The 18,344-nt window shown below is 39.2% G+C and carries 14 protein-coding genes; 7 read left to right on the top strand and 7 right to left on the bottom strand.

Annotated elements, in window-relative coordinates:
• The first annotated feature begins 97 nt into the window (after positions 1–97).
• From metK to serA, 5 genes are all read left to right on the top strand, one after another.
• Positions 98–1,249: a methionine adenosyltransferase gene (gene metK, locus LOS73_RS08205; RefSeq protein WP_007377800.1), complete on the top strand. Its 1,152-nt coding sequence runs from the start codon at positions 98–100 to the stop codon at positions 1,247–1,249.
• 417 nt (positions 1,250–1,666) lie between these two features.
• On the top strand, positions 1,667–2,218 hold the full coding sequence (locus LOS73_RS08200) for a hypothetical protein (protein ID WP_007377801.1): 552 nt from the start codon (positions 1,667–1,669) through the stop codon (positions 2,216–2,218).
• Positions 2,219–2,238: 20 nt separating this feature from the next.
• Positions 2,239–2,835, top strand: coding sequence for a 5-formyltetrahydrofolate cyclo-ligase (locus LOS73_RS08195; RefSeq protein WP_457934806.1), 597 nt, complete (start codon positions 2,239–2,241; stop codon positions 2,833–2,835).
• 53 nt (positions 2,836–2,888) lie between these two features.
• On the top strand, positions 2,889–3,542 hold the full coding sequence (rpiA, locus tag LOS73_RS08190) for a ribose-5-phosphate isomerase RpiA (protein ID WP_457934805.1): 654 nt from the start codon (positions 2,889–2,891) through the stop codon (positions 3,540–3,542).
• Positions 3,543–3,551: 9 nt separating this feature from the next.
• Positions 3,552–4,781, top strand: a complete 1,230-nt coding sequence (gene serA, locus LOS73_RS08185; protein ID WP_457934804.1) for a phosphoglycerate dehydrogenase — start codon at positions 3,552–3,554, stop codon at positions 4,779–4,781.
• An 891-nt stretch (positions 4,782–5,672) separates the two neighbouring features.
• On the opposite strand, the gene LOS73_RS08180 is transcribed toward serA, so the two are convergent.
• Positions 5,673–6,605 carry a YbhB/YbcL family Raf kinase inhibitor-like protein gene (locus tag LOS73_RS08180; protein WP_008137433.1) on the bottom strand — a complete coding sequence of 311 codons (933 nt, stop codon included), beginning with the start codon at positions 6,603–6,605 and terminating at the stop codon, positions 5,673–5,675.
• Positions 6,606–6,692: 87 nt separating this feature from the next.
• Positions 6,693–8,078 (bottom strand): DNA repair protein RadA, encoded by a 1,386-nt coding sequence (gene radA, locus LOS73_RS08175; protein ID WP_457934803.1) that lies wholly within the window; start codon positions 8,076–8,078, stop codon positions 6,693–6,695.
• Positions 8,079–8,435: 357 nt separating this feature from the next.
• Here radA and LOS73_RS08170 point away from each other — a divergent pair, with 357 nt between their 5' ends.
• Positions 8,436–10,913 carry a PilZ domain-containing protein gene (locus LOS73_RS08170; RefSeq protein ID WP_457934802.1) on the top strand — a complete coding sequence of 826 codons (2,478 nt, stop codon included), beginning with the start codon at positions 8,436–8,438 and terminating at the stop codon, positions 10,911–10,913.
• Between the two features lie 19 nt (positions 10,914–10,932).
• Here the strand turns inward: LOS73_RS08170 and serB are convergent, their stop codons facing one another.
• The gene (gene serB, locus LOS73_RS08165; RefSeq protein WP_457934801.1) at positions 10,933–11,961 is read right to left on the bottom strand and encodes a phosphoserine phosphatase SerB; all 1,029 of its coding nucleotides are present in this window, start codon (positions 11,959–11,961) and stop codon (positions 10,933–10,935) included.
• A gap of 148 nt (positions 11,962–12,109) precedes the next feature.
• Between serB and LOS73_RS08160 the strand changes: the two genes are divergently transcribed.
• Positions 12,110–12,730 (top strand): AhpA/YtjB family protein, encoded by a 621-nt coding sequence (locus LOS73_RS08160; protein WP_008137440.1) that lies wholly within the window; start codon positions 12,110–12,112, stop codon positions 12,728–12,730.
• On the opposite strand, the gene LOS73_RS08155 is transcribed toward LOS73_RS08160, so the two are convergent.
• The 4 genes from LOS73_RS08155 to prfC form a co-directional block, all read right to left on the bottom strand.
• Positions 12,697–13,464, bottom strand: a complete 768-nt coding sequence (locus LOS73_RS08155; protein ID WP_033028927.1) for a TatD family hydrolase — start codon at positions 13,462–13,464, stop codon at positions 12,697–12,699. The genes LOS73_RS08160 and LOS73_RS08155 overlap by 34 nt on opposite strands.
• A 21-nt stretch (positions 13,465–13,485) precedes the next feature.
• Positions 13,486–14,124, bottom strand: a complete 639-nt coding sequence (gene pdxH, locus LOS73_RS08150) for a pyridoxamine 5'-phosphate oxidase (RefSeq protein WP_033028926.1) — start codon at positions 14,122–14,124, stop codon at positions 13,486–13,488.
• 275 nt (positions 14,125–14,399) lie between these two features.
• Positions 14,400–16,142 (bottom strand): arginine--tRNA ligase, encoded by a 1,743-nt coding sequence (gene argS, locus LOS73_RS08145; RefSeq protein WP_033028925.1) that lies wholly within the window; start codon positions 16,140–16,142, stop codon positions 14,400–14,402.
• 59 nt (positions 16,143–16,201) lie between these two features.
• Positions 16,202–17,791, bottom strand: coding sequence for a peptide chain release factor 3 (gene prfC / locus LOS73_RS08140; RefSeq protein WP_007377813.1), 1,590 nt, complete (start codon positions 17,789–17,791; stop codon positions 16,202–16,204).
• Positions 17,792–18,344 lie beyond the last annotated feature (553 nt).

The following is an 18,344-nucleotide window of genomic DNA, read 5'->3' as shown; positions in this document are numbered from 1 at the left end:
CTATGCAAGGTGTTTTGTTTTCGATAAAATACGCCCCTTAATTTTTTAGCGCTAATACCGACGTTTGTGAAGCGCAATATTTGTGAGCAGAAATACAATGGCAAAACATTTATTTACTTCTGAATCAGTTTCTGAAGGTCATCCGGATAAAATCGCCGATCAAATCTCTGATGCGGTACTTGATGCTATCCTAGAGCAAGACTCTCATGCTCGCGTAGCGTGTGAAACGTACGTGAAAACCGGTATGGTTATGGTTGGTGGTGAAATCACGACTAGCGCATGGGTTGATATCGAAGAAATTACACGTAAAACAATTCGTGACATTGGCTACACAAATTCAGACATGGGCTTTGATGCCGATTCATGTGCAATTTTAAACACAATTGGTAAACAGTCTCCAGACATTAACCAAGGTGTTGACCGTACTAGCCCTGAAGAACAAGGCGCTGGCGACCAAGGCTTAATGTTTGGTTACGCATGTAACGAAACAGAAGTACTAATGCCTGCTCCAATTACTTACTCACACCGTTTAGTACAGCGCCAAGCGCAAGTTCGTAAAAGCGGCGAGCTTAACTGGTTACGTCCAGATGCAAAATCTCAAGTTACTTTTGCATACGAAAACGGCAAGCCAGTAGGTATTGATGCTGTAGTGCTTTCTACTCAGCACAGCGAAGACATTTCGCAAAAAGATTTAGTAGAAGCGGTGATGGAAACAATCATCAAGCCGGTACTTCCGGCAGAACTTATTACAAGCGCGACTAAGTTTTTCATTAACCCAACAGGTCGCTTTGTAATTGGCGGACCAATGGGCGATTGTGGTTTAACAGGTCGTAAAATCATTGTAGATACATACGGTGGTATGGCTCGTCACGGTGGTGGTGCTTTCTCTGGTAAAGATCCATCAAAAGTTGACCGTAGTGCTGCATACGCTGCACGTTATGTTGCTAAAAACATTGTTGCTGCTGGCCTTGCTGACAAATGTGAGCTACAAGTTTCTTACGCAATTGGTGTTGCAGAGCCTACTTCTATCAGCGTTGAAACGTTTGGTACAAGCAAGCTAGAAGAAAGCCGTTTAATCGAGCTTATTCGTGAACATTTTGACCTGCGCCCTTACGGCTTAATTCAAATGCTTGATTTAGAACGCCCTATCTACCTTCCTACAGCGGCTTACGGCCACTTTGGTCGTGACGAATTCCCTTGGGAACGTACAGATAAAGCTGAAGCACTTCGCGCAGCTGCTGGCCTTTAATTGGTTAGGTAACTATCTAAATACAAAAAAAGCGCCAATTGGCGCTTTTTTTATGTATTATAAATAGCAGAATAAATTCAAACTTAATTAAAATAACGGTACATTAATAAAAATATTAAGGCAATTTACTCTTTGTTGCTCGGTTTTTACTTATTCTTACATGGATGTAAGCCAGTAGCGCAGCGCAGGAGCCGTTACCGAGCCCACTAGGTTACAAACCTCACGCCGCAATTAAACAGCCCCTAGATTGAACAAATTTTAATCCTGAAAGGCCAACAAGCCCTAATCCACAGACTTTATTTTGTGATCGCACAGAAAGTAGCTCATAAGTTAAAATAATTTAATTTTACATATGGATGCCTTTATAAAGGAGTTCGGTTTATACTCTTTTTATTAAAAAGCTTTAGGGGTACTTAAATGGCCGACAATTTTCGCGTTATATTTGCTGGACTTGCTGATGGAATAGACAGTAACGCTGCATCTATCAACCTTGCAGATAAACTAAAAACCTCAGAAGAAAAAGTAGCTCTTTTTTTTAAAGGAAAGCCACTGTTTGCACCGAGCCATAAAGACAAAGCACTAAAACAAGCCAAACTATTAGCTAGTTTGGGCATTAAAAGTAAGTTGCAGGCAGTTTCAAATGCAGCTAATACCTCAACTGAGCAGCCTCAAAGCAGTCAACGTGATGAACGTATTTTTGATGCCCTTGATTACATCACCAGTAGCTTAATTCGCCTTGAAGAAAAACTCGAAGAACTTGAACAACGCTTACCAGAAGAGCAATCAAAAAACCCTGAAATAGATGAGGATGACGATTGGCAAGACGACGATTTATTGCTTGATGAAGAGTTAGTAAGCACACCTAAAAAACGCAGTAATGTGCTTTTATATTCTTTAATAGCAACAGCCGTGACGTTACTTATTATATTGGCTGTATATTTGGCATTTCCTAGCTTATTTTCTTTATAATTGCATAGTGAAAGCATCAAATGAATAATAACCGTGCGCAGATAAGAAAATCTATCCGTGAAATACGTAATAACTTGTCAAAAAATCAACAAAATTTAGCGGCGCAATCGCTATATATGAATTTTATTCAACATTTAAAAAGTAAAAAAACGAATAAAACAGAGCATATAGCAATCTACTTAAGCAACGACGGAGAACTAAACACTTCATTGTTAATTAAAGAATTATGGAACTTAAACCACGTTGTTTATCTACCTATAATACACCCATTCAATGGCGCTAATTTACTCTTTCAGCGCTATGAGAAAAACTCACCCATGAGGGCAAATCGCTATGGTATCTTGGAGCCTAAGCTGAACTGCTCTCAAATATGCCCATTACCAGCGCTTGATTACCTCCTTATGCCATTAGTTGCATTTGATAAACAAGGTAATCGCCTAGGAATGGGAGGCGGGTTTTATGATAGAACACTGGCGCGTTTACACGAACAAAATTGGCAAAAACCGCAACTTATTGGCTTAGCACATGAATGTCAAAAAGTAGACGTTTTACCCATTGAGTCGTGGGATGTACCACTTAAAACTATTATCACTCCAGATAAAACCTACTGCTGGTAACACGTTAACTTGTATACTAGCAGCATACTTTTGATATAGATGAGCACACATTAATGACACAAGATGAATTAAAAAAAGCAGCTGCCTGGGCTGCACTCGAGTTTGTAAAAAAAGACACCATAGTAGGCGTGGGTACAGGCTCAACGGTTAACCATTTTATTGATGCACTTGGCTCAGTAAAAGACACTATTGTAGGCGCTGTATCAAGCTCTGAAGCCTCTACCGTTCGTTTAAAAGAATTAGGTATTGAAGTATTTGAGCTCAATAACATTGATGCTTTAGATGTATACGTTGACGGCGCTGATGAAATTAACGCTCAAAACGAAATGATTAAAGGTGGCGGTGCAGCCCTTACTCGCGAAAAAATAGTAGCGGCAGTTGCAAAACAGTTTGTGTGTATTGTAGATGACACCAAATTAGTAGAAACGTTAGGTGACTTTCCGCTTCCGGTAGAAGTTATCCCTATGGCGCGCAGCTACGTTGCACGAGAATTATTAAAACTTGGTGGTGACCCTGTTTACCGTCAAGGTGTAGTTACCGATAATGGTAACGTTATATTAGATGTATTTAACTTAAAAATTACCAATGCCAAACAACTTGAAACACAAATAAATTCAATTGTTGGCGTAGTTACCAACGGCCTATTTGCGATGCGTGGTGCTGATAAAGTGATTATCGGCACTAAAAATGGGCCTCAAATTAAATAGGATGAGGTTATGAGTAAGGTATCGTTAGCAAAAGACAAAATTAAAATTCTCTTGCTTGAAGGTGTTCACCAAAGCGCTGTTGAAACGCTAAAACGTAACGGTTACAGCAACATCGATTACGTTAAAACATCCTTACCTGAGGACGAACTAAAAGAACGCATTAAAGATGTACACTTTGTAGGCCTTCGTTCTCGCACTCATATAAGCGAAGCGGTATTAGATGCCGCTGAAAAGCTCGTTGCAGTTGGTTGTTTTTGTATTGGTACAAACCAAGTTGATTTAGATGCAGCACGCGAACGTGGTATTGCTGTATTTAACGCTCCATTTTCTAATACTCGTTCAGTTGCTGAACTTGTACTTGGCGAAATACTACTTTTATTACGTGGTATTCCAGAGCGTAATGCAGCGGCTCATCGTGGTGGCTGGTTAAAAACAGCAAATGGTTCGTTTGAAGCACGTGGTAAAACATTAGGTATTATTGGCTACGGTCACATTGGTACTCAGCTAGGTATTATGGCTGAAAATATCGGTATGAACGTGGAGTTTTACGATATCGAAGATAAGTTATCACTGGGTAATGCAACACAAGTTCATAACCTAACTCAGCTGTTACAACGCTCTGATATTATTAGCTTACATGTACCAGAAACACCGCAAACTAAAAACCTTATTGGTACAGCAGAACTTGCAGTTATGAAGCAGGGGTCTATTTTGATCAATGCCTCACGCGGAACTGTTGTTGATATTGATGCTCTTGCAGAAGCGCTTACAGAGAAAAAACTAAGTGGTGCAGCAATCGATGTGTTCCCTACTGAGCCAAAATCTAACGATGAAGAATTTGTATCGCCACTGCGCCAATTCGACAATGTTATTTTAACGCCGCACATTGGTGGTTCTACACAAGAAGCGCAAGAAAACATTGGTATTGAAGTAGCGGGTAAATTGGCTAAATACTCAGATAACGGCTCAACTATTACTGCGGTTAACTTCCCTGAAGTATCGCTACCAGAGCTTGCTAATCGTAGCCGTTTATTACACGTGCACCACAATCGTCCTGGCGTACTAACACAAATTAACCAAGCGTTTGCACAGCACGGTATTAATATTGCCGCGCAATATCTGCAAACAGATTCAGCAATTGGTTATGTTGTTATTGATGTAGATACTGATCACTCTGAAGTTGCACTTAAAGAGCTAAGCGCTGTTGAGGGTACAATTAGAGCACGTATTCTTCATTAATAATGAAATTGGCTCTTTGAGCAATAACTACAGTTTTATAAAAACACCGCACTTAATTTAAGCGCGGTGTTTTTTTATAAGCTGTGTATTTCTCATAAGTTACATGTTCGCGATGTAAAATCGCACCTACCGCTTGGGTATATATAATTTTGTAGGTGAGGTTTTATACCTCGCTTTTACATATTAAATACACGCGTTACATGAGCGCGATGTAACATCACACCTACCGCTTGGGTATATATAATTTTGTAGGTGAGGTTTTACACCTCGCTTTTACATATTAAAAACACGTTACATGAGCGCGATGTAAAATCGCACCTACTGTTTGGGTATATATAATTTTGTAGGTGAGGTTTTATACCTCGCTTGTACATATTAAAAACACGCGTTACATGAGCGCGATGTAACATAACACCTACCGCTTGGATATATATAATTTTGTAGGTGAGGTTTTATACCTCGCTTTTACATATTAAAAACACGCGTTACATGTGCGCGATGTGAAATCGCACCTACTGCTTGGGTATATATAATTTTGTAGGTGAGGTTTTACACCTCGCTTTTACATATTAAAAACACGTTACATGTGCGCGATGTAAAATCGCACCTACTGTTTGAGTGTATATAATTTGTAGGTGAGGTTTTATACCTCGCTTTTTAAACATTAAAGCGATATTGCACAAGCGCGAAATAAATTCGCACCTACAGGTTCGGTGTTTGTGCTGTTGTAGGTGAGGTTTTATACCTCGCTTTACATATCTAAATATATTAAATAACACCGTTTAAAATAAAAACCTCAAGGCACAAAAAAGCGCGAGTAAAACTCACGCTTAAATCATTTAAATTGAACTATCAACACCTTTTCGCTTCACTGACAGCTCAACGCGATTATTAATCACCTTTTACTTCTAAATTAATAAACTTAACGAGCTCTTCAGGTTGCCCTACTAGCATCATAATGTGTTGATTAACTTCCATCATGGTTTTACCTTCAGGTAATTTTGCAGATACGCTAAATGAATTCAAACCTTTAGCAAAGCTAGTTAAAGCCTCAGCTATGTCTTGCGTTACGGGAGCTTGTTGTAACTGCTGCTGTAGCATAAGTTCCATTTTCTCTAACGTCATACCTTGCTTTTCAAGCTCACTTGATAATAAATCTTTTAGCTTACCTTGATTATTTAAGGCAAAACTAACATTGCGCGGCTCCAGTTTGCTCATTGCTTGCATAACAAGTGTTTGCTGCTGTAACTCTTGTTCGTAAGTCAGAGGTTGATTACCGGCTTCTTGTTGCGCCTTACTAATAGCCAATGACGCATCCATTAATGCTTTTGAATTAGCTAAGCCCATATCCATATTAAAACTAACAATATCTTTTGCATCTAATTTAACAACCACATCACTGTTGCCCGACTGTTCGTCGTAATCAAGCGATGAGTGTAAGTCATAGCTTGCCGATGCTAACATTTCGTTCGTATCTGCTGGTAATTTTGCGGCAAAGTCTTTATCAAACTGGAAGCTTTTTACATCAAACGATGTATGAGGCGAAATATTATCCGGATCGTAACCCGTTATTTCAATACTTTGAATCTTAGCAACATTGTCACCCTCTGGGCTTATTACTTCCATATTTGTTATTTCTACGCTTTTTGAAATAACACTTGCTGATAAACCAGCATATTTAAATATAGCGCCCGTTTGCTCACTTACTAAAGCAAGTTGCTTATCTACTTCTGCACGTACTTCTTGTGTTGCTACATAATTTGCATAACTTACACCACCAACACCGGCTGCAACAATAGCGGCAACTATAACTAATTTTTTCATGTTATCTCCTTATTTAATTCTTAATATAAAATGGTCTTAACTCAAGAGTAACACTGATGAACATTACCGGTTAAGCGTTTTTGCTGGCTAGTTAATTAAACTAAGTAACTCATGCACTGTTTTTACTGGGGTAATTTTAGCACCCAACCCTTCCATGGATTTATGATAATTACGAAATGGAATAAATATTTCAGTAAAACCATGTTGTGCTGCTTCTTTAACGCGCGGTACACCACTATCAATTGGGCGTACATCGCCGTTCAAGCTAAGTTCCCCCATAATACACGTGGTACGAGGTACAACAAATTCATTTAAACTACTAAGTAATGCGGTAACTAACGCCAAATCAATACAGGTTTCTGATTCATCAATTCTTAAACCACCTACTATATTGAAAAACGTATCGTGAAATATTTTAGTTTTAGTGTGCTTGCGCAATATACCGGTCAGCATTTTTATACGATTCATATTTAAACCAACGCAAACACGCTGCGGAAATTCCGCCTCAGTTTCGGTGGTTAAACATTGAATTTCGAGTAATAAATTACGATTTCCTTTACGAATACAAGTAATTGTAGACCCAGGTGAATCGGTGGTTGAACCCGATAAAAATATTTCGCTTGGGTTATCAACACTTAACATACCGCGTTCGCACATTTTAAAAATGCCCACAGTATCAATATCACCAAAGCGATTTTTATTGGCTCGCAAAGTACGAATTTGCCCATCGTTGGTGTCAATATGTAAAAGCGCATCCACTATATGCACCAAAGTCTGCGGGCCAGCTATTTCGTTATTCTTATTTACATGAGCAATAATGAACATGGTGACATCATTTTGCTTACAATATTGAGTCAATGCTTGTGCGGCACTCTTTACTTGCGAAGGCGAGCCTGGGCTACCATTAGCGGTATCGGTTACAACAGCTTGAATAGAGTCGATTACAGCAAACTTAATTTTATTCTTCTCAAGCTCATCAATAATTGTTTCAACGCTTGTTTCTGAAAGTAAATAAAGCTCGTCCGGGTTGTAGTTTAACTTTAAACGGTTAACCCTGTTTTTAAACTGTGATAAAGACTCCTCTGCCGTACAGTAAAGTGATGGCATACGCTGTGACATCCTAGCCACTAAATCAGACAGTAATGTAGTTTTACCAGCGCCGGGGTCGCCAGAGATTATATTAACCGACCCAGTTGTGACACCACCGCTTAGCACACGATCGAGTTCGCCGATTTCAGTTAGCTGTTTTTCAGCCTCTGTTGTAGTAATGTCATTAATTTTTTTAGAGCCGCCACCAATACCACCAGCATAACCGCCTACACTTGCTCGCACTGCCGCTTTTTTACTTTGCCCTGCTGAAGGTTTAAATTCTGCTAATGTGTTCCATGCACCGCAGCGGCATTGACCTTGCCAACGTTGGTAGTTCATGCCACATTCAGTACAAACAAACTCTACTTTTGCCGCTTTTGCCATTAATAACCTTACCTACTATTCTTTAATTTTTAAAATGCTTACTATTAAATGATTATCTTGCCATTCCACGCTTTTTCTCAGCAACGATTTTTACCTGTGAAAAACCTAGCATCACAATCATTAAATACAATTCTGTTTTTATTCCCTGTAATTTAGGGCATACTTTTTGCTTTGAAATAATTTAAAGTAACTTGCCAACAAAATGGCATTTAACACATAATAACAAGAGCTAAACTGTAGTTACTCAAATAACCGTACCTATATTAATAACATAGAATGGTTTAACGTTTATTTTTTTCTAATAAATAGACTCAACAGTATACCTACTTTTTCAATTAGACGGTGATGGTTTTATAAATGGCTGATGACATAATGCTCAAACACGAAGACCTCGTGAATGAGCTAAAACAATATTTAGGTAACACCAAGTTTGACATGATTTTCAAATCAAAAACGGCAGAGCTTACAAAGCCTGAACAATTTTTGATGAAAATGGAGATGTCACGCTTATCTCAGCCTGTTGCCCGATTTGTTGATTTACGCGGTTTAGTTACCGGACATGTAAAGCCCTATGAGCACAATGGCAAACAGCACTTTATGGATGATACTGCCATTGAGGTTTTTGAAAAAGCTTTAGAACAACATGGTGAGTACACGTTAGCCGTTTACGAAGCAGTAATGAATACTGAGAATAATCATCGTGTGTTACAAAAAAAGGCTATAGAAAAGGCTGAATTACCAGGACTAGATGACTCGTTAGATACCGATGTCATTAAATTTGCCTCTTATGAGAGTCGCCGTGAAGAGCGGATGAACTACTCAATAAAAGTCACTATTACCTACGATGACAAGAAAAACATTGCGGCAAGTACCTCTGACATTTCTCTTAGTGGCTGTAAAGTAAAGCTCGTTACCCGCCATATTTTAAAGAAAGGTCAACTCATCGCAATGCGTTTAGTCGGGCTTGAGCAAGACTTTGAGCTAGGCTTAAAAAACGGTATTCAATACGAAGTAGTGGCTGTGGAAAATATATCTCGTGAATACAACCACATTCGTTTAAAGCGTACTTATGTAGAAAATAATGAAGCATTTGATCGCTTTTTAAAGAGCTTTATTCATGGCAATAAACGCCGTTATAAAGTCAACCTTGATAACACTCTTGATGCTGTCGTTTCAAAAGGCTATGAGCAATATTACATTCCGCGAGTAACTTCTTTATATGTATTTTTAAGCAAAAAAGATGATCACTATTACCCAAGCTTGAGCTTAACAACAGAAAATAATATTTTTATTCAGCGCTATTTTACTGACGAAAGAGCAATCCCTTGTTTGTACAATGTACTCAATCACCAGCGTATAACCCAATTGCTAACGCAAACAACGGCCGTTAAAGAAGATTATCTCTATACTTTTACGCATGTATCCTCAGGTAAAATTTACTATTATTCTGCAACACGTAGTGAACTTGAAAAAACGCCTGAGTTGAGCAGTTTATTTTTAAGTTTTGGCAGTCAAAAAGAAAGTTGGCAATGTTTTAAACTTCAAATCATGCCTACTCACCCAGACGATTCGTACATTCCACTTTCTTTACCTAATAGTGCGGGTGAAAACATTGAAAAGCTTAATAAGCCGCCTTCGCCTCGCGTTGAAGGGCTAGTAAAAGATGTAAAGTACATTGTTGTTTTAACAAGTATTGGTAATGCTGTAGAACAAGAGCAGTATAAAAAATTAAATTATGATAAAGCACTTGTTAATCAGCTTAAACATTTTGGTCATGCTAAACATCAAACACCACCTTATTTAGATATTGTTGCACTTGAATATGTAAATTTACGTTCGCATAAGCGCTATCTATATAAAACAGCAGCAAAAGTAACCTTAGGTGACATTACCTTTAGTGGCTACACGCGTGACTTTTCTGTAATGGGCTTACAACTTGAGTGCGAGCAACCCATCACCTTTAAAAAAGGTGACATTATTTTATTATCATTTCCTGACTTGCAAAAAATAACTAAAAAGCACCAACTTAGTGAATTAAAATATGAAGTAATGGCAATTGGTAAATCGTTTACTACCATTAACTTAAAAGCAAGTCGGGTATCTGACTTCCCTCATGCTGGCGTTACCTTTTTCACTCAGTTAATTGAAAACAACAAAGACAAACTTAAAGTATCTGAAGAAGCACCTAAAGTGGAAGGCTTATCTACCGCGCTTAGAAATATGGTTACAAAAAGCGTATGTCAATTTCCATTATACTTACATAAAGAAGCAGCTCATTTTAAAACGGGAGCCATTGGTTTTGGTTTATACGCTAGCCCGTTACATGTGATTTTACAAAACTTTGGGCTGCTGAGTAATAAAACAGACTTATCTAGTATATTGACCGATGAGCAAATAATTAATGTAATTTCGCCGCATATTAAAGATAGAAGCCGCCAAGATCCTCCTCTGGCATTTACAATCGCTATTAACTTTGATCCCCGCAAAGGAGATATCAAAGAGGCTATTACAAGCCAATGTGTACTAGGTGAAGACTACAGCGGCTTTGAGAAACAAATTAGCCAAGGTATTAAATCGGATCTAATTTTTGTGATGCGTTTATATTTATCACGTACGGGACGTCCTGATACCGATTACTTATCTAACGAATTAAAATATGTAAGCCAATACGCTATGCATAAAGCAAAAGATTTGGAAAAAGCATTATGGTCTGTAGCAGGCGTAGGTGACGTAGTAGATATTACTGAAGAAGCGCTTAGCCACCTAGACCTCAATCAACAACAAATTGAGCAAATGGGACGTCGTAAACTTATTTGGTTAAACCGCTTACGTTAACCGGTTTAACCTAATCTATTTAAAAAGTAGGCTCTTCTCCTAACGGAATAGCCAACATATACAACAATTGCAATAATGATCCTTGGCAAATAGCAGCTTGTGCCTGCTCAACTACTTTAGGTTTACCATGTACGGCAACACCTAGGCCTGCTTTAGCCATCATGACTAAATCATTTGCACCATCACCGATAGCAACCGTTTGTATTTTTTCAAGTCCTAGCTTTTGTTGAAGCATCTCTAAAACAACCGCTTTTTGCTGTGCATCGACAATTGTACCCAGTACTTTACCCGTTAGTTTATCGCCTTCAAATTCAAGTACATTAGCATGAACTTCATCTAAATGAATAAGCGCTTGTACACGTTCTGCAAACGGTACAAAACCACCTGATGCGATAGCTAAGTACCAGTTATGTTGTTTTAAAATTTGGCAAAGCACTTTAATACCTGGCATGAGTGGTAATGTATTTTTAAGCTCTTCAATCAAGCTTTTTTCAATACCAGCCAGTTTAGCGACACGTTGATTTAAGCTTTCGCTAAAGTCGAGTTTACCTGCCATCGCGAGTGCTGTAACCGACGCTACTTCGTCATACACATTGGCCAAACGCGCTATTTCATCAATACATTCAATGGTAATCGCCGTTGAGTCCATATCCATAACCAACAAACCAGGCTCATAAAGGTTAGGAGGTGTGGCTACTTGTACTAACTGGCAATCAAGCGTACTTGAAAACGTTTGAAGCTCTAACGGGTTTATAGCTTGCTCTGCATTTTGCGTATAAAAGCACAGTGCGGGGGCTAGCCCTAAATCAGGTTGATACTGGCATATAGCTGTAACTATTTGGTTATGCTTAGCTAAAAAATCAATAATGCTAGTCACATGGCTTGTGTTAAAGTCACCTGCAAATGCGATACTAAATAATCCCAGCTGTTTATTTGGAACATTATTAAGCGGTAAAAAAGTACAATCCTGATAACTAAACCATTGATTTAAAGTTAACATTGATAATGATTGCTCAGTATTGAGCTGTGCCATGCTCGTTTGCGCCATGAGATCTCCGTATTTATTTTTATTTTCCTGATATAAACTAATTGATGTAGGTATTATTAGCGCTAAATTCGCCATCAGGTGAGGTTTAAGGTTATAGTGCTAGTTGTAACATCAAATCAAAATCCTGTCAGCAGCATATACGGTGACTATGAAAAATAACCATCTTAAAAATCCTATATCGGCTTCTCAAAGAAAGCGGCTTGTGCGCCTGTTACTTGCGGCTGCCTGTTTTGTGTTGCTAAGTTGGGTTGCTGTCAGTAGCAGTTTCCAAAGCCACCAACTGCTTTATGATAGTGCCGATAGCACTGCAAAAAGTTTAACTAAGTTTATGGCTTTGAATGTAAAAACACCTTTAATCGAAAAAAACAAACCACAGCTAAATACAATTTGTAACGATATAAGCAAAGATGAATTTGTACTTTCGGCCACTATTTACGATCAACAAGGTATTTTAATAGCCAGTAGCGATAACTGGCAATCGCATCATATTTTTGGCCAACTTCCTGATTCAACACCAGGTATTAGCAAATTAAAAACCCCCTTTGTAGAGCCTGTGATAAGTGATGATGATCGTCCACTTGGGTTTGTGTCAGTTACGTATTTAACACGAGCAGCAATTGCCGACAGTCATAATCATTTTCATGATTTAGGTCGCCAAGTACTTTTAATGCTAGTGATTGCCTGCATTTTCACGTGGCAATTAGGGCGAGGCTTAAAACGTTGGCAGGTTAATCGCTACATGCAAAAAACATCTGAGCAAGAATCATAAAGCAGCTTAGCAAGCGTCTCTCTCTTACTGTGTGGCTTTAAATCACACAATGCATTAAACACATCGGGTATATGCAATGGCGTGTTAACTTCACCTTGATAGCCGCTTAAGGGCATTGAGGGAGAATCTGTTTCTAGCACTAAATTCTCTGGCTCGATAGCAGCAATAACAGCGCGTGTTTTAACTGCGCGCTCATAGGTAATAACACCGCCTACTCCTAGCTTAAAGCCCTGTTTGATATAGTACTGCGCTTGTTGGATTGAACCTGAAAATGCATGAATCACTCCCCCATTTTTTGGCTTACAACGTTTAAACGATTGCGCAATTAAGTCATGGCTTTGCCTATGATGCACAATGAGCGGCAAGTTAAGCTCGTTTGATAGCTCTATTTGCTGTTCAAATAAATAAGTTTGTTTGCAGAGGTTTTCAATACTTCTATCAAGCCCACACTCACCAATGGCCACCAGCTGATGCGTATTTGTAGTTGCAAACTCAAATAACGCTTCAATGTGCGATTCTTTATGTTGCTCTAAAAAATAAGGGTGTAGCCCTGCCGCTATTTTTATACTTGGATAGGTTGCTTTGAGCTCTATGAGGGCATGCGATTGAGCAAGGGTAATGCCTGGCACAATAAACTGATTAACTCCCTTTGCTACACACTCTCTTATGAGAGATTCACGATTTGAATCAAACTCACTAAAATCGAGATGGCAATGAGAGTCAATAAATTGCACAGTTACTTACTCATCTATTTATTAAGGATTTAAGCGCGTAATTTGCCAGCTATTATCTGCTTGGCGCTGATATATAAAGCGGTCATGTAAACGATGCGCTCCACCTTGCCAAAACTCAATTTTAGTGGGCACTACACAATATCCGCCCCAAAAATCGGGAAGTGGAATTTCACCTTTAGCAAACTTGTTTTTCATATTGGCAAAGGTTTCCATTAGTACTTTACGTGATGACACCGGACGACTTTGCGCTGATGCCCAGGCGGCTAATTGGCTTTCTTTAGGACGAGATAAAAAGTACTTTGCCACAGCAGAAGTTGGTAATGGTTTAGCCTCGCCATAAACAATAACTTGGCGTTCCATGTGATGCCACGGAAAATGCAAGGAAATTTTGTTATTACCTTTAAGCTCTTGCGCTTTACGCGAACCTGTATTGGTAAAAAATACAAAACCGTTATCATCCAGATGCTTTAAAAGCACTATGCGCTGTGAAGGTTGACCGGTTTCATCAACAGTTGCTACAACCATCGCAGTTGGGTCGGGTAGTTTGCTTGCTACCGCATGCTCAAGCCATGTTTCAAACTGCTTGAATGGGTCATCTTGCAAGTTATCTTCGCTTAACGCGTCTTGCAGGTATTCACGGCGGATATCTTCGAGTTTCATAACAAATCCTTTAAATAAAGCCTTAGAAAAGAGCTTAGAGTAGCGAGCTTAAAACATTAGATGTTGAGCAGTAACAAATATTAAGATTCAGGTGTATCGTTGGGTTTCGTTTCACTCAACCCAACCTACAACGTAAACTACACAACTCAGATATCTGCAAGTGTAGGAGTGCTAGCAAGGCGGTAAAACTATTTATGCCAAGGAGCATACGGTTTGTATGTGACTTAGGCTAAATAGTTTTACCAACGCAGCTAAAGCGAACTACACGCAGCAGATTACATTTGCTCCATAACTTCAATACCTAGCAAATCTAATCCCGTTTCTAGTGTTTTAGAAACCAAATTACACAACACTAAACGGCTATCGCGTACGCTTGGCTCTACGCCTTCTTTAAGTACTGGGCAAGCTTCGTAAAATGTCATGTATAAGCTTGCAAGCTCATATAAGTAACCACATAGTACGTGCGGTGTTGCTTCGTTGATCATTAAATCAAGGACTTCTTCAAGCTGTAGTAGCTTAAGTGCTAGTGCTTTTTCTTGAGGCTCAACAATTACAACATCTGAATTTAATGTAGTTGCATCAACGCCTGATTTACGGAAAATACTGCGTATACGTGTATAAGCATATTGTAAGTAAGGAGCGGTTGCACCTTCAAAGCTTAGCATGCTGTCCCAGTTAAAAATGTAATCGCTGGTGCGATGCTTAGAAAGATCGGCATATTTAACTGCACCAATACCTACTTTACGGGCAATCTCGCTGCGCTCAGAATCACTTAAATCAGACTCACGTTCAGCTAGTTTTGCGGCTGCACGGTTAATTGACTCTTCTAATAAATCAGCAAGTTTTACTGTGCCACCAGTACGTGTTTTAAATGGTTTATTATCGGCGCCCATCATGGTGCCAAACGGGCAAAACTCGTAGCTTGTTTCGTCTCGTAATAAACCAGCTTTACGCGCTGTTAGCTCTACTTGGTTAAAGTGTAGATTTTGACGTGCATCTACAAAAATTAAGATACGATCGGCACCTAATTTATTTGAACGGTAATCACATGCTGCTAAATCGGTTGTTGCATATAAAAAGCCACCGCCAGATTTTTGTACGATGAACGCTGATGGCTCGCCATCTTTGTTGGCAAGCTCATCTAAAAATACCACTTGCGCGCCTTGCGACTCAACGGCAATATTTTTATCTTTAAGTAGGCTAATAATATCGTTAAGCTCTGCGTTGTATGCGCTTTCAGCCATGATATCGGCTTGAGTAAGCGTTACATTTAAACGCTTGTATACTTCTTCAGAGTGTTTAACTGAGGTGGCTATAAATAGTTTCCAAAGCTTTTCACAGTGCGTATCGCCGCCTTGTAGTTTAACAACATAGTCACGTGCTTTATCTGCAAAGCCTTCTTCATCGTCAAAACGTTTTTTAGCATCGCGATAAAAGGTTTCTAAATCAGCAAGTGCTACAGAATCTAAATCAACACCTTGGCTAATTTGATCTTCTAAATGCGCGATTAACATACCAAATTGCGTGCCCCAATCACCCATGTGATTTTGACGTACAACCGTATCGCCTCTAAATTCAAGCGCACGCACAATTGAGTCACCAATAATGGTTGAACGTAAATGGCCTACGTGCATTTCTTTAGCAAGGTTTGGTGATGAATAATCAACAACCACTTTTTGTGGCTTAGCATGCTCATTTACAGCAAGCTTTGCATCACTGTTAGCGGCTTGTACGCTTTGCGCTAAAAACTCAGGCTTTAAATGAATATTAATAAAACCTGGGCCTGCAATTTCAGTCTTTTGAGCAATATCGCTTACATCAAGGTTATCTATAATTTTTTGCGCAAGCTCACGTGGGTTGCTTTTCATTTTTTTAGCCGCGCCCATGGCTGCATTAATTTGGTAATCACCAAATTGTGGACGTGTGCTTTGCGTTACTGCTGGGTTTGTATCTTCAGGTAAGCCTGCACCAACCATAGCTGCAACGGCTTTTTCGATTAAAATAGTACGAATATTCATATTTTTTACCTTTGTAAGCCCGCCAAAGCAGGCTTTCAGTTAACTGTAGTCAGTCGATTCTAGTTTTCGCGTGTATGGCTAAACGTTACTTCAGGGTAGCGCTCTACCGATAAGTTAAGATTTACACGGCTAGGCGCAATGTAAGTTAAGTTATCACCGCCATCGAGTGCTAAATTACTTTCGCACTTGCGCTTAAAGTCTTCAAACTTTTTCACATCATCGCTACTTACCCAACGCGCTGTATTTACGTTTACACCTTCGTAAATAGCATCTACGTTATATTCGGCTTTTAAGCGCGCTACAACTACATCAAACTGAAGTACACCTACCGCGCCCACAATTAAATCGTTGTTTATAAGCGGTCTAAATACTTGCACAGCACCTTCTTCAGAAAGCTGCACTAAGCCTTTTAATAATTGCTTTTGCTTAAGCGGATCGCGAAGACGAATACGGCGGAATAATTCAGGCGCAAAGTTAGGGATACCACTAAATTTAAGTTTTTCGCCTTGCGTGAATGTATCACCAATTTGAATAGTTCCGTGGTTATGCAAACCAATAATGTCGCCGGCGTAAGCGTCAGCTGCGCGCTCGCGGTCGCCCGCCATAAAGGTTACCGCATCAGAAATGCTCACTTGCTTGCCAATTCGCACGTGATTCATTTTCATGCCTTGGCTGTACTTACCCGATACAATACGCATAAATGCAATACGGTCACGGTGCTTTGGATCCATGTTGGCCTGAATTTTAAATACAAAACCAGTAAAGTTTTCTTCAGTTGCAACAATAAGTCTGTCTTCGGTTTCGCGTGGTAATGGCGTTGGCGCCCATTTAGTTAAACCATCTAACACGTGGTCAACACCAAAGTTACCAAGTGCTGTACCGTAATAAACTGGCGAAAGTTCACCGGCTAAAAACAGATCTAAATCAAATTCGTTTGATGCGCCAATAACAAGCTCAAGCTCATCGCGTAATTGCGCAGCTAAATCTTCACCAATGGCAATATCAAGCTCTGGGTTATCAAGACCTTTAATGGTACGAACTTCTTGAATCTTATGACCCTGACCTGTTTTGTATAAAACAGCTTCGTCATTATGAATGTGGTAAACACCTTTGAACTCTTTACCACAGCCAATTGGCCAAGTGATGGGGGCACAAGCAATATTTAGCTCTGTTTCAACTTCGTCCAGCACTTCCATTGGGTCGCGAATATCACGATCACATTTGTTCATAAAGGTAACAATAGGTGTGGTACGCAGGCGTGTAACTTCCATTAACTTGCGGGTACGGTCTTCTACACCTTTTGCTGCATCAATAACCATTAAACACGAATCTACCGCTGTTAATGTGCGGTAAGTATCTTCAGAGAAGTCTTCGTGCCCTGGAGTATCAAGTAAGTTAACAAGTGCGTTGTTATATGGAAACTGCATTACAGAGGTAGTAACAGATATACCACGCTCTTTTTCCATTTCCATCCAGTCAGACTTAGCATGCTGGTTAGAACCACGGCCTTTTACAGTACCAGCTCGTTGAATAGCTTGTCCGAATAACAATACTTTTTCGGTGATGGTTGTTTTACCAGCATCTGGGTGAGAGATGATAGCAAAGGTTCGTCGTTTATTAATTTCGCTAAGGAGATTTTGATCTGCCATTAAAAAGTTCTTTTAGTTTGTATACGGATATTATCCACTTTAAGTATGCTGAGCTTTCAAGGCTTAAATAATAACAATTGCATTAAATTAGTGATCTATTATAGCGATAAGTAAATAGTGTAATAACAAGGCGAAAATTATCACATAGAGTTGTTCTCTATGAATAATTTTTTAACGTAGTTAGTGAGTTATTCAATACGCTAGAATGATCATATTTTTAATAAAATTGGTATAAAGCAACCTCGAAAGCTCAACACACCATCAGAAAAGCCCTAAATTGGCTCTTCACATGCGATCCGTTATGTTAATCGTAATTGAAGACTATTTTCGCTGATCTTGGCCTTATAAACAATCAATGGTTAGTTATTAACTGATCTTTTTATTAAAGGCCGTTGAGTTCTAAAATAAAATGCAAAGCTCGCCTCCCCATCCCCTTATTATTTTACGTAAGTTTCTTTGGTTGGTTACAGAAATTAGCCATCAAGACACCTACAGGCTTGTGTAATATAGCGGTTACGCATATTATTGATAAATTGCATGGAGGATAAGTAGT

It is taken from the genome of Pseudoalteromonas sp. SCSIO 43210 (genome assembly GCF_054133285.1).
The sequence above is the reverse complement of the archived record's forward strand: the minus strand, read 5'-3'. Positions and strand labels throughout refer to the sequence as shown.

What these genes read in the sequence shown, in the direction of transcription:
- metK (WP_007377800.1), top strand. Translation starts at nt 98, where the DNA reads ATGGCAAAACATTTATTTACTTCTGAATCAGTTTCTGAAGGTCATCCG.
- LOS73_RS08200 (WP_007377801.1), top strand. Translation starts at nt 1,667, where the DNA reads ATGGCCGACAATTTTCGCGTTATATTTGCTGGACTTGCTGATGGAATA.
- LOS73_RS08195 (WP_457934806.1), top strand. Translation starts at nt 2,239, where the DNA reads ATGAATAATAACCGTGCGCAGATAAGAAAATCTATCCGTGAAATACGT.
- rpiA (WP_457934805.1), top strand. Translation starts at nt 2,889, where the DNA reads ATGACACAAGATGAATTAAAAAAAGCAGCTGCCTGGGCTGCACTCGAG.
- serA (WP_457934804.1), top strand. Translation starts at nt 3,552, where the DNA reads ATGAGTAAGGTATCGTTAGCAAAAGACAAAATTAAAATTCTCTTGCTT.
- LOS73_RS08180 (WP_008137433.1), bottom strand. Translation starts at nt 6,605, where the DNA reads ATGAAAAAATTAGTTATAGTTGCCGCTATTGTTGCAGCCGGTGTTGGT.
- radA (WP_457934803.1), bottom strand. Translation starts at nt 8,078, where the DNA reads ATGGCAAAAGCGGCAAAAGTAGAGTTTGTTTGTACTGAATGTGGCATG.
- LOS73_RS08170 (WP_457934802.1), top strand. Translation starts at nt 8,436, where the DNA reads ATGGCTGATGACATAATGCTCAAACACGAAGACCTCGTGAATGAGCTA.
- serB (WP_457934801.1), bottom strand. Translation starts at nt 11,961, where the DNA reads ATGGCGCAAACGAGCATGGCACAGCTCAATACTGAGCAATCATTATCA.
- LOS73_RS08160 (WP_008137440.1), top strand. Translation starts at nt 12,110, where the DNA reads ATGAAAAATAACCATCTTAAAAATCCTATATCGGCTTCTCAAAGAAAG.
- pdxH (WP_033028926.1), bottom strand. Translation starts at nt 14,124, where the DNA reads ATGAAACTCGAAGATATCCGCCGTGAATACCTGCAAGACGCGTTAAGC.
- argS (WP_033028925.1), bottom strand. Translation starts at nt 16,142, where the DNA reads ATGAATATTCGTACTATTTTAATCGAAAAAGCCGTTGCAGCTATGGTT.
- prfC (WP_007377813.1), bottom strand. Translation starts at nt 17,791, where the DNA reads ATGGCAGATCAAAATCTCCTTAGCGAAATTAATAAACGACGAACCTTT.